The following is a 13,063-nucleotide window of genomic DNA, read 5'->3' on the forward strand; positions in this document are numbered from 1 at the left end:
TACTATTCGTAATAACCTAATTTTAGATCTTTTGAAGTTTGTTTACGGATTTTTCTCATTAATTGTTCATCTTCAATTAATGATTCACCGTATGAAGGAATCATTTTTTTGATTAATGGTTTCCATTCATCAGCATATTCAGCGAAGTTCTTTTCAAGTACTTCTAATGCTACTGATACTGAAGTTGATGCCCCTGGTGATTCACCTAATAATGCAATTACTGAGTGATCTTCAGAGTTTACTACTTCTGTACCAAATTGGATATAACCTTTACCGTGTTCTTTAGTATCTTTGATTACTTGAACACGTTTACCTGCTGTATAAACTTGCCAATCTTCATCACGTGCTTCTGGATAGAACGTACGTAAGTGGTTCATACAACCTTCTTTAGTCATAATCACTTGGTCGAATGAATATTTAATTAATGGTAAGTTTTTAACAGCAGATGCTAATAATGTTGTAATGTTATATGGTTTAACTGATTTGAATAAATCTAAATTTGAACCGTTTTTAAGGAATTTAGGACCTACATTCGCAAATGGTCCAAATAGCAATGTTCTTTCACCATCAATATAACGTGTATCTAAGTGAGGTACAGTCATTGGTGGTGTGCCTGGTGGTTCTTTACCATAAACTTTGGCATCGTGTTGTTTAATCACTTCTGGATTTGTACAAGCGATAAATTGTCCACTAATTGGGAACCCACCTAAATGTTTACTTTCAGGGATACCAGTTTTTTGTAATAGTGGAATTGCTCCGCCACCGGCACCAATAAATACATAGTCAGTTTCTTGTTCAAAAACTTCACCAGTGTTACGGTTTTTAATTTTAACTGACCATTTACCATTAGATAAACGTTCAAAATCAATGATTTCATGATTATAATGAACATCTACATTGTCAGTTTCTTGAAGGTGTTGAGCCATTTTACGAGTTAATTCACCGTAGTTAACATCTGTACCTTCATTAATTTTACTTGCTGACATGTAGCTACCATCATCTTGACGGCCTTTCATCATTAATGGAATCCACTTTCTCATTACATCAATATCTTCTGTGTATTCGATATTATCGAACATTGGGAAAGCTTTCATTTTTTCATAACGGTCTTTTAAGAACTTAACGTTATTTTTACCTCTTACAAAGCTAATATGAGGTAATGGGTTAATGAATGCACGTGGATCTTCAATGTTTCCAGTTTTAACTAAATGACCCCAAAATTGTTTAGAAATCTCAAATTGTTCGTTGATTTCTTTTGCTTTTTCAATATCAATTGAACCATCAGGTTGTTGAACAGTATAGTTCAATTCACAAAGTGCGGCGTGACCTGTACCAGCATTATTACGTTCATTAGAACTTTCAATACCAGGACGGTCTAAACGTTCATATAAATGAATATTCCAGTCTGGCGCAATTTCTTTTAGCATTGAACCGAATGTTGTACTAAGTACACCGGCACCAATTAAAATTACGTCTTTTTTGTCAGACTTTGCCATTTTGTTCACCTCTCCAATATAATAAATACTTACACCAGTCCACTAAAACTGTATTTTCAATCAAAGTTTAATACAATTTTTCTAACAATCCATCTCGCAAACTAGTCTTCTATTATTATGTTAAATCAAGCTATCGGAAAAGTAAATTATTATTCTTTATAATAATAGAAATTGGTTTTGTTTATGATTATATTTTATTCACAAAAGCATGCAAATCTATATATGACTTTACTTCACTTCACAATAGTTTTAACTTTTAGTCTTTTTGTTGTAAAAACCTTTCAATATAAAATGCCGATTCTTCTATAGATTTATATTCTGTATTAATCACAATAGCATTTAATTTATTAAATATTTCTTCAGCGTAGGACAGTTCCTTCTTAATTCTTTCTAAACTATTGTAAGTTGATGTTTTAGAAATACCTAAAGCTTCTGCACGATTTTTTCTAATATTGGCAATATAATTAGGGCTTGCTGTTAATCCAAATACTTTTAAATTTTTATGTTGAAATACACTTTCAGGAATTGTAACTTCAGGTACTAATGGTATATTAGCAATTTTGTAACCTTTATTAGCTAAATACATACTTAACGGTGTTTTAGACGTTCTGGAAACACCGACAATTAATGCGTCCGCTTCTCCAATATCAGTAAAATGTTTACCGTCATCGTACTTCACAGAATACTCTATAGCTTCTATTCTATTAAAGTATTCTGTATTCATCTTACGTAACGCGCCACTTTCCATTAAAGGCGTAGATGTCGTATGTTTTTCAATCATCGTAATTAATTCTGACATATAGTCTATATATGATAATTGATGTTCGTTCGCGTATTGATGTCCTAATGCATTAAATGATTCATTAACTAATGTTGTAACAACAATGGCATTTTTTTCACGTGCCAATTCTAATACGTTAAGAAACTCCATCTCATCTTTAATATAAGGAAATTTCTTAATTTCTATTTGTGTTAAATCTGGAAATTGAGTTAGCGTTGCATGAATCATTCGCTGAGCTGTTTCCCCTATTGAATCAGAAACAATATAAATCGTTAATTCTTGTTCATTATGTTCTTTCACCTTATCTCTCACTTTCTTCAGCTTGACTCTGAGCTGTAGCTAAGATTGCCCCAGGCACACGGAATGGAGAACATGAAACATAATCAATAGATAACTGATTAAAACGATGAATTGATTTAGCATCGCCACCTAATTCTCCACAAACTCCAATTTTAATAGACGGATTGACTTGTTTAGCATTTGTTACGGCTAAGTTAATCAATTGACCTACACCATCATTATCTAATGTTTGGAATGGATCAAGCTGTAATATGTTATTTTCAGTATACACGTTTATAAATTTACCTGCATCATCTCTTGAGAAACCATATGTCAATTGTGTTAAATCGTTAGTTCCAAAGCTAAAGAAATCACAATGTTGTGCTAATTGGCCAGCAATCAGGCATGCTCTTGGTGTTTCAATCATTGTGCCAATTAAATATGGTACTTTGCTATTCGTTTCATTCTCTAAATCATTGATTGTTGTAATTAATTGTTTTTTTAGTGTCGTAAATTCCTCTACTGTAGAAACTAGTGGAATCATAATCTCAGGTTGGGATTCTATTCCTTGTTGTTGAAGGTTAAATACACTACTCATAATTGCTTCTACTTGCATCTCATATAATTCAGGATAAGTGACTGCCAAACGACATCCTCTATGACCTAACATAGGATTGACTTCATTCAAATCATTGATTCTTCTTTTTAAGTAATCAGTTGAGACATCTAATTGTTTGGCTACAATTTGAATATCTTCTTCTGAAGCTGGTAAAAATTCATGTAATGGTGGATCGAGTAAACGTACAATTGTTGGACGGCCATCCGATAATTTAAAAATAGATTCAAAATCTTCTATTTGATATGTTTTAATTTTGTTTAATGCTTCAACACGTTCTTCATAATTTGACGCTAAAATAAATCTTCGCATTTCTACTAGTCGTTCAGCTCCAAAGAACATGTGCTCTGTTCTTACTAAACCAATACCTTTAGCATTAAATTCATACCCAGATTTAATATCTTGAGGAGTTTCAGCATTCATGCGTACTTGTAATCTAGCCGTTTCTTCAGACCACTGCATAAACTGTTCAAATTCATCACTATGTTCTGCACTTACTGTTTCAATTTCCCCTAGATATAAATCACCTGCACTACCATCTACGGATACAATATCTCCTTCACGTAAAACATCTCCATTAGGATAATTTACAGTTTTATTCACTGTATCTATCTCTACATTAGAACATCCAGTAACACAACATTTTCCCATACCTCTTGCAACGACTGCTGCATGAGATGTCATTCCACCATGAGTTGTTACTATAGCTTCACTAGCTACCATTCCTTCTATATCCTCTGGAGATGTTTCAGGTCTCATTAAAATCACCTTATTACCACTTTCTGCTTGTTCTTTAGCTTCCTCCGCAGAAAATACGAGTTGACCAGTAGCAGCCCCTGGACTGGCTGGAAGTCCCATTTTAGAAATTACAGTTGCCTGCTTTAATGATTCTTCTTTAAAGTTTGGATGTAAAAGTGTTTCAATTGATTTAACATCTACTTGAGTTACAGCTTCTTCTTTAGATATAAGACCTTCATTAACTAAATCAACTGCAACTTTTATTGCTGCTCGTGCTGTACGTTTACCATTACGTGTTTGAAGTAAGTATAGTTGTCCATTTTCAATAGTAAATTCAATATCTTGTAAGTCTTTATAATGTGTTTCTAATTGCTTTGTTACTTCGACAAAATTTTTATGTACATCAGGCATTTGGTCTTTTAATGTATTAATATCTTGTGGCGTACGTATACCTGCCACTACATCTTCACCTTGTGCGTTTAATAAGTACTCACCGAACAATTTATTTTCTCCAGTAACTGGATTCCTAGTAAACGCCACACCAGTACCGCTTTGTTCTCCACTATTACCAAACACCATTTCCTGTATATTTACAGCTGTACCTATGTCATGAGGAATATCATTCAAATCTCTATAGACACGTGCACGATCATTGTCCCAAGATTTAAATACTGCTTCAATTGCTTCTTTTAATTGCTTATAAGGATCTTGAGGAAATGGTTTACTACCATACTCCATATAAATATCTTTATACTTTTCACATATATGTTTTAATCCATCGGCAGTAATATCTGCATCTGACTCAAATTGATGTTCCTTCTTATAGTTATCAAAATATGTATCAAATCGATTCATCGGTACGCCGTATACAACGTCACCAAACATTTGTAGTAAACGACGATAACAATCATATGCAAATCTGGCGTCATTAGTTTTATTTGCAAGTTTTTCAACGTTTTCGTCATTTAATCCTAAATTTAAAATCGTATCCATCATCCCAGGCATCGATATTTTTGCACCACTACGCACTGATACAAGTAATAAGTCTTCTTGTGATGAAAATGACTTACCTGTTCGATTTGAAAATGCGTTTAAATGTTCTTGTAATTGTGATGTCACATTATCAGATAATTGACCACCTTGTTTCAAATAGTCAATACAAGCTGCAGTTGTAATTGTAAAACCATCTGGAACTGGTAATCCTAACCGTTTCATTTCAGATAAATTCGCACCTTTACCTCCAAGTAAATCTTTCATAGTCTTATTACCTTCATCAAATGCATAAATTAATTTTTCCATAAATAAGCACCTCTCTTAATATGTCATACTAATCATTTTAGAGTATGTCATATTAAGCTAAAAAAGACAAGATTTATATGTAAACGTTTTCTATTAGTTAATAATATTGTCATAATTTGGTTATAAAACATTCTTAAATTAGAACTGTTTAAATATTAATATTATTTTGGTTAAATGTGTCATACTAATATCTATTAAAAAAGACACCACTTTAATTAAAGCGGTGTCTAATGTACTTATTTATTCATGTTGTTGATTATATTTTTCAATTTCTGCATCTCTTAATTCTACACGTCTGATTTTACCTGAATTAGTTTTAGGTAAATCTTCTACAAATTCAATAGAACGCGGATACTTGTATGGTGCAACTTCATTTTTCGTAAATGTTTGAAGTTCTTTAATTAATTCTTCAGTTCCTTCATATCCATTTTGAAGAATAATAAATGCTTTTACAATATTACCTCTCAATTCATGAGGGCTTGCAACGACAGCACATTCTTTGACAGCTGGATGATTTGTTAAAGCATCTTCAACTTCAAATGGTCCAATCGTATAGCCAGAGCTAATGATAATGTCATCTTTACGACCTTCAAACCAGAAATAACCATCTTCATCTTGGTGTGCTAAATCTCCAGTAACATAGTAATCGCCTAATCTTGCTGAAGCAGTTCGTTCTGGTTCTTTATAGTAACCTTTAAACAGTGCAGGTAAGTCTAATGGGACTGCAATATTACCTTTAACATTGGCTTCTACTTCATTACCATCGTCATCAATAATTGTTGTATAACTTCCTGGTATAGATTTACCCATTGCTCCAGGTCGAGGTGCTGTATCTTTCAGGAATCCAATTAATAATGTACTTTCTGTTTGACCATATCCATCTCTAACAATAATATCAAAATATTTTTTAAACTGTTCTACAACTTCTCTATTTAATGGTTCACCTGCAGAAACTGCACTATGCAAATGTTCTAAATTATATTCATCAAGATTTTGTAGTTTAGCCATCATACGATACTCTGTAGGTGTACAGCATAGGACGTTAATTTGATAATCTTGTAATAATTCTAGATATGTTTCTGGTTTAAAACGACCATTATAAACAAATGCTGTTGCTCCAGAACCTAAAGTTGATAAGAAAGGACTCCATACCCATTTTTGCCATCCAGGTGCAGCAGTTGCCCAAACTAAATCATCTTCTTTAATACATAACCAATGTTTAGGTGCCATTTGTAGGTGGGCATAACCCCAACCATGTGAATGAGTAACTGCTTTTGGGTTTCCTGTAGTGCCTGATGTATAAGATAATATAGCAACATCTTCACGAGATGTGTCTGCTGCTTCAAGTTCATCACTAACATTTGCTTTTTCTTCCTCAATCGAAATCCAATCTTCGTGTGTATCACCAACGATAAATTTAGTAAGGCTTTGATATTCTTTTAATCCTTCAAATTCCTTAATAAATTTTCCAAATGAAATAACCGCATCAATTTCTCCATGACTTACACGATATTGTAAGTCTTTTGTACGTAACATTTCAGAACTTGGAATAATGGCAATACCTAATTTTAAAGCTGCAATGTATAATTCATAGGTAGCAATAGCTCTTGGCATCATAATTAAAACTTTGTCACCATATTTCAAACCATGCTTTTTAAATATATTACCTACTTTATTAGCATTTTTTATTAATTCCTGATAAGTCACTTCTATATGATCATGTTCTGAATCACGATAAATGATTGCTTTTTTAGATGCGTCTGAAGCATATTGTTCGATTGCAGATGTAATATTGTATTTTTCTGGTGCTAGTAAATCAGTTTTTTTCATTATATTACTCCCTTTCCTTAACATTCACTATTATATTATCAAATGTATAATCTCATTGATATATTTTACTCTTTAGTATCTATCTACTAAACTAAAATGATCTTTTATAATAAAAAAAGGACGGATCCGAAATAGCATTTACATAAAATGATTTCTGTCCGCCCTTCTATGATTTAAAATATATCTTCATAATCTAGCATTTGTTTTTTCAAATCTTCTAATTCTATTCTAATGTTATATGACAAATCACGATTCACAATTTGATTATCAACGCCTTGTTTAGTACCTCGTTTACGATGTGTTTGTGCGTATTCTGATGAATTTTGCCAGTCATAAAACGCTTGTCTCGATTCCCATAATGTAACAATAATATAATGTCTATGATTTGTTCGAGGTTTAAGGAAGCGCAATGCTTTAAACCCTGGTACATCTTGAAGGTGTTTTTGACGTGATAAGAATTTATCTTCAAATTGGTCTTCTTTATCTTCATTTACAAATAAATGATTGAGCACACAAAATGTATCATTTGATAATTGATTAATTGATTCTAAAATATCATAATATTGTGCATCATTATTTTTCTCAATCATAAATTCATCATTAGATTCATTCATTTTATACGTTTTATAATAATCATTTAGTAACATATTAGTTCCTTCATTCTAATTCATTTTACGTTTAAATATTTTGTTCATATATTGAAAGTGATCTTTTAACTATTTCTAGTATTTCATCATCTAAATTTGTTATTTGTTTAAAATAATTTAAAATATTCTTCGCTAATTTTTCTTCTTTTGGAAATTGTACATCTTTATCAACCCAAGCGGCTAGTTCTCCTAGAGGTGTTTGGTCTCCAGTAAATCCTTGTATAAACTCATAAAACGTCACTAAATCACCTCTTCTTACTTAATATATTAATGATATCACGAATTAGTAAATAAAACACCAATCAAAATTAAATAGTCTAATATATTTTTCTATTTGCAAAATAATGACGAAATTAATTAGTTCATTTTTATATCATAAATTTCTCTTTAATACATTAGTTATTGATGTCTCGTTCATCAGTTTGCTTAATGATTTAAACAACGTTAAATACAAGTTTAAACATGGATTTGATAAGTTAAAATATTAAAACTTATAAGCGCAATAGTCATATGTATGAGTAGCCCGCCAGTACTAATAGCAACATAGCACATAAGAGTGCTGTTAGACTGACGGGCATACTTATTATTTTAATTTACATATTTTAATCTGTAATTTATAGTCATCTATCTTAATTTAAATAGTCTAATACAACAGTACCTACTGCTTCAGCAGCAACTAACATAGATGATTCACTAATATTAAATTTAGGGTGATGGTGTGGATATACTTCGCCATCTTCTGGTGCTGCTCCTGAATAAATAAATGTACTTGGTAGTTCTACTGCATAAAATGCAAAGTCTTCAGAAGGTGGTTGTGCTTCACATTCTTCAACACCTTGAATGTCTGTTCCTTCTGCATTTTTAATTGTTTCAGCTACATAAGATGTGAATTCTGGATTGTTATATAATGCAGGGTAATCTTTGTTAAATTCGAAATCACATTTTACGCCAAATGAAGCTTCTAATCCTTCAACAAGATGTGTTAATTCTTTTTGAATTGTATCTCTTGTATCATCGGTAAGCGCACGCACGTCACCTTCAATTTCGATAGTGTCTTTAATCACATTGAATTGACCTTTACCATCGAAAGAACCAATTGTAACGACACCAGTTTCAAATGGACTTAAACGTCTAGATACAACTGTTTGTGCAGTTGTTACAAAGTTAGATCCTGCCACAATTGCGTCATTTGCCATGTGAGGTGATGAACCGTGACCGCCTCTACCATGAACTGTTAATCTAAAGTAAGCACGACCTGTTTGTACAAATTCTGGTTTGTAAAAAATTTTCCCAGCTTCCATCGTACTCATAACGTGAACACCTAATACATGGTCAACACCATCAAGCACACCATCTTTAATCATACCTTGCGCGCCACCTGGAGGCATTTCTTCAGCTGGTTGATGAATGACAATTACTTTACCGCTAAATTGATCTTTCATTTCAATTAATGTTTCGGCTAAAATAAGCATGTAAGCTGTATGTGCATCATGTCCACACGCATGCATAACACCATCATTTTTAGATGCAAATGATAATCCTGTTTCTTCTTTAATAGGTAGGGCATCAAAATCTGCACGAATTGCTAATGTTTTGCCAGGTTTACCACTATCGATAGTTACTTTGACACCATTTGGTCTCACATTTGTTTCCAATTTACAATCTTTATCTTTATAAAAGTCAGCAATATATTTTGGTGTTTCTTCTTCATGGAAGGATAATTCTGGATGTTGGTGAAGATGTCTTCTAATTTCTATCATTCGATCTTCTTTTTCGCGTAATTTTTCAACTAAAGTATTACTCATAAAATCCTCTCCTTTATCTATACATCTACATTATAATATGTTATTCCCGTTTATTGTTGTGTCACACTTTTATTGACTAAAAATGACATAAATTTAGAAAAAAATCACTCCAATATGAGCATTGTCATATTGAAGTGATTGAAATCATATAATTAATTAGTGCTTATAAAATGGATCGTTTTCTTTAGCGCCTGCCATTTCATCATGTACACCATGTTTATAATAATCTACATATTGAGGTTCTAAAGGTTTTCTACCTCGAATAATATCTGCAGCTTTTTCAGCTAACATAAGTACTGGTGCATGGATATTACCGTTAGTTGTTCTAGGCATAGCAGAAGCATCTACGACACGTAAATTTTCCATACCATGTACTTTCATAGTAAGTGGATCAACAACTGCCATTGGATCTGATGCTGGTCCCATTTTAGCACTACATGATGGATGTAATGCAGTTTCTCCGTCTTTACGCACCCAATCTAAAATTTCTTCATCTGTTTGTACAGAAGGTCCAGGTGAAATTTCTCCTGCATTAAATGGATCCATCGCTTTTTGAGATAAGATATTTCTTGCAACTCGAATAGCTTCTACCCATTCACGTTCGTCTTCTTTAGTTGAAAGATAATTAAATACTATACTTGGCTTTTCAAATGGATCTTTAGATTTAATTTTTAAGCTACCGCGTGAATTAGAGTACATAGGTCCAACGTGTACTTGATAACCGTGCGCTACTGGTGCTTTTTGACCATCATAGCGAACTGCGATTGGCAAGAAGTGGAACATTAAGTTAGGATAGTCTACTTCGTTATTTGAACGTACAAATCCTCCACCTTCAAAGTGGTTAGAAGCTGCTGCACCTTTTCGAGCAAAAATCCATTGCAATCCAATAAATGGCATACGTTTTACATCTAAACTAGGTTGTAAAGATACCGGTTCTTTACATTCATGTTGGATATACACTTCTAAATGGTCTTCGAAGTTCTCTCCAACGCCAGGTAAATGAACTCTAGGTTCAATACCTTTAGATTTTAAGAATTCTGAATCACCAATTCCAGATAATTGTAGCAATTGTGGTGTATTAAATGCGCCACCTGATAAAATAACTTCTTTGGCATTGATTGTTCTTTCTTTGCCGTTTTTCTTATAAGTCACACCTGTAGCTCTTCTACCATCAAAGTTAATTTTTGTTACGAATGCTCTTGTTTCTACATCTAAATTTTTACGTCTCATTGCAGGTCGTAAATATGCTCTTGATGCAGACATACGGCGTCCGTGATGAACTTGGCTATCAAATGGTCCGAAACCTTCTTGTCGGAATCCGTTTACGTCTGGTGTTTTATGATATCCTGCTTCAACCCCAGCATCAAAGAATGATTTGAATAATGGATTCGTTGCAGGACCTCGTTTTAATTTAATTGGTCCATCATGACCTCTGTATTTATCATAAGGCGCTGATCCATATGCTGTTTCTAACTTTTTAAAGTATGGTAAGCAATGTGCGAAATCCCAAGTTTCCATACCTTCTGGTTCCGCCCAACCTTCATAATCCATTGGGTTACCTCTTTGGAAGATCATTCCATTAATTGAACTTGAACCACCTAACACTTTACCTCGTGCATGGTCAACTTTGCGTCCCATGTGTGGTTCTTCTTCAGTTTGATAAATCCAATCATATAAAGGATTTCCTGAAGGGAACATTAATGCTGCTGGCATTTGAATAAATAAATCCCAGAAATAGTCACTGCGTCCCGCTTCTAATACTAATACATTTTTATCTTTATCTTCACTTAATCGTGCACCTAAAACTGAACCTGCACTACCTCCGCCAATGATAATGTAATCATATGAATCATGTTTTCTACTCATCACAAATAACCTCCGAAATTAATTTTTTTAGTTTTTATATTCATCTCTTTCATAGTTATCTTGAATCGTTCTTACATATGTAAGAGGCCGAATGACCTATTAAGTAATAGCGTATCATTCAAACCTCTGAATAACTGTTATGTTTTATTTACTAAAGAAGTTAACCGGTTCTGGGTTTGTATTAGTTAAGATATGTTTAGTAGATAAATACTCTTCTAAGCCTTCTTTGCCAAGTTCTCTACCAATACCTGATTGTTTATATCCACCCCATGGTGCTTGTGCAAAGTAAGGATGGAAATCGTTAATCCAAACTGTACCTAATTTCAATTTATTAGCTACACGTTGTGCTTTACCAATATCTTTACTAAATACAGCACCTGCTAATCCATATATTGAATCGTTAGCTAAACGAATTGCTTCTGCTTCATCTTCAAATCCTTCAACAGTAACAACTGGTCCAAATACTTCTTCTTGCACTATACGCATAGATGTATCGCAATCTGTAATTACCGTAGGCTCGAAGAATAATCCATCTTGTAAATCTTCTCTTTCAGGACGTTTGCCACCTATAGCAATTGTTGCACCTTCATCTTTTGCAATTTGCATATAATTTTCAATTTTATCTCTATGTTCTTGAGAAATAACTGGTCCCATTTCAGTATCATCATCAAAGCCATTACCTAGTTTAATTTTACTAACGCGATCTATAAGTGCTTTTTCAAATTTTTCTTTGATATCGTTGTGAACTAAAATTCTAGAACCCGCTGAGCATACTTGACCAGCGTGGAAGTAACCACCATTTAATGCTTGGTCTACTGCTAATTCAAAGTCAGCATCATCAAAAATAACATTAGGGTTCTTACCACCAAGTTCTAAAGCTACATTAGTTACGTGGTCTGCAGCCTGTTTCATGATATGTTTACCTGTTTTAATGCCACCTGTAAATGACACTAAATCTACTTCTTCGTGACCTGACATGACGTCACCAATTTCAGCACCTGAACCTAATACTAAGTTAATTGTACCTTTAGGAAATCCTACTTCTTCCATTAGTTCAAAGACACGAATTGTTGTTAAAGGCGTAATTTCACTTGGTTTCATTACTAATGAACAACCTGTTGCTAAGGCCGGTGCGATTTTCCAAGATGCTTGTAATAAAGGATAATTCCATGGTGTGATTTGAGTCACTACGCCTACTGGTTCTTTAACAACTTTACTTTCTGAATTTGGAATTGGCGTATTGATGATTTCTCCGCCATCTTTATCTGCTAAACCAGCAAAATACATAAATACATTATGGATGTCATCCATATCTGCGTATGACTCTTCCAATGTTTTACCAGTATCTAATGTTTCTAATTTAGCTAATTCGTCACGATGTTCTTTAATTTTATCTGCAATCGCTCTGACTTTTTGACCTCTGACTTCACCTGTTTCTGAAGATAACTCGCCATCTTCAAATGATCTTCTTGCAGCTAAAATTGCTCGTTCTACATCTTCTTTTGTACCTTCAGCTACTGTAAAAATAACTTCTTGATTATATGGATTAATAATCTCTCTCGTATTTTTATTTGAGCTGTCTACCCATTCACCATCAATATATTGGCGATTAGACAAGTCCTTTACAAGTTCCATCAAATGACCTCCGTTAAGTTTGTTAAATTTTTATTTAACGAATTTTACAGAATTATGTTAGCATAGAAATT

General features: G+C 33.2%; 9 protein-coding genes. All 9 read right to left on the bottom strand.

Annotation, left to right across the window (positions count from 1 at the left end):
- Positions 1–2: 2 nt before the first annotated feature.
- Entirely contained in the window at positions 3–1,496 is a 1,494-nt protein-coding gene (gene lqo, locus GVY01_RS09930) for an L-lactate dehydrogenase (quinone) (RefSeq protein WP_159333741.1), read from the bottom strand.
- A gap of 256 nt (positions 1,497–1,752) precedes the next feature.
- Positions 1,753–2,577: a pyruvate, water dikinase regulatory protein gene (locus tag GVY01_RS09935; protein WP_108000426.1), complete on the bottom strand. Its 825-nt coding sequence runs from the start codon at positions 2,575–2,577 to the stop codon at positions 1,753–1,755.
- A 1-nt stretch (position 2,578) separates the two neighbouring features.
- Entirely contained in the window at positions 2,579–5,209 is a 2,631-nt protein-coding gene (gene ppdK, locus GVY01_RS09940; RefSeq protein ID WP_159333742.1) for a pyruvate, phosphate dikinase, read from the bottom strand.
- A 240-nt stretch (positions 5,210–5,449) separates the two neighbouring features.
- On the bottom strand, positions 5,450–7,039 hold the full coding sequence (gene mbcS, locus GVY01_RS09945) for an acyl-CoA synthetase MbcS (RefSeq protein WP_017636647.1): 1,590 nt from the start codon (positions 7,037–7,039) through the stop codon (positions 5,450–5,452).
- Between the two features lie 173 nt (positions 7,040–7,212).
- Positions 7,213–7,686 (bottom strand): antibiotic biosynthesis monooxygenase family protein, encoded by a 474-nt coding sequence (locus GVY01_RS09950; RefSeq protein ID WP_017636648.1) that lies wholly within the window; start codon positions 7,684–7,686, stop codon positions 7,213–7,215.
- Between the two features lie 31 nt (positions 7,687–7,717).
- Positions 7,718–7,927: a YozE family protein gene (locus tag GVY01_RS09955; RefSeq protein WP_017636649.1), complete on the bottom strand. Its 210-nt coding sequence runs from the start codon at positions 7,925–7,927 to the stop codon at positions 7,718–7,720.
- A gap of 388 nt (positions 7,928–8,315) precedes the next feature.
- Positions 8,316–9,491, bottom strand: a complete 1,176-nt coding sequence (locus tag GVY01_RS09960; RefSeq protein WP_017636650.1) for an amidohydrolase — start codon at positions 9,489–9,491, stop codon at positions 8,316–8,318.
- 156 nt (positions 9,492–9,647) lie between these two features.
- Complete coding sequence (gene betA, locus GVY01_RS09965; protein WP_017636651.1) at positions 9,648–11,357, bottom strand: choline dehydrogenase; 1,710 nt, start codon at positions 11,355–11,357, stop codon at positions 9,648–9,650.
- Between the two features lie 144 nt (positions 11,358–11,501).
- Positions 11,502–12,992, bottom strand: coding sequence for a betaine-aldehyde dehydrogenase (gene betB / locus GVY01_RS09970; protein ID WP_017636652.1), 1,491 nt, complete (start codon positions 12,990–12,992; stop codon positions 11,502–11,504).
- Positions 12,993–13,063: the final 71 nt, after the last annotated feature.

The sequence above is a fragment of the Staphylococcus sp. 8AQ genome, from assembly GCF_902506595.1.
In the GTDB taxonomy this organism is placed as follows: domain Bacteria; phylum Bacillota; class Bacilli; order Staphylococcales; family Staphylococcaceae; genus Staphylococcus; species Staphylococcus pasteuri.

Bases quoted from the DNA above. Each gene is read 5' to 3' on its own strand.
- betB (WP_017636652.1), bottom strand. From the start codon at position 12,992: ATGGAACTTGTAAAGGACTTGTCTAATCGCCAATATATTGATGGTGAA.
- mbcS (WP_017636647.1), bottom strand. From the start codon at position 7,039: ATGAAAAAAACTGATTTACTAGCACCAGAAAAATACAATATTACATCT.
- GVY01_RS09960 (WP_017636650.1), bottom strand. From the start codon at position 9,491: ATGAGTAATACTTTAGTTGAAAAATTACGCGAAAAAGAAGATCGAATG.
- betA (WP_017636651.1), bottom strand. From the start codon at position 11,357: ATGAGTAGAAAACATGATTCATATGATTACATTATCATTGGCGGAGGT.
- ppdK (WP_159333742.1), bottom strand. From the start codon at position 5,209: ATGGAAAAATTAATTTATGCATTTGATGAAGGTAATAAGACTATGAAA.
- lqo (WP_159333741.1), bottom strand. From the start codon at position 1,496: ATGGCAAAGTCTGACAAAAAAGACGTAATTTTAATTGGTGCCGGTGTA.
- GVY01_RS09950 (WP_017636648.1), bottom strand. From the start codon at position 7,686: ATGTTACTAAATGATTATTATAAAACGTATAAAATGAATGAATCTAAT.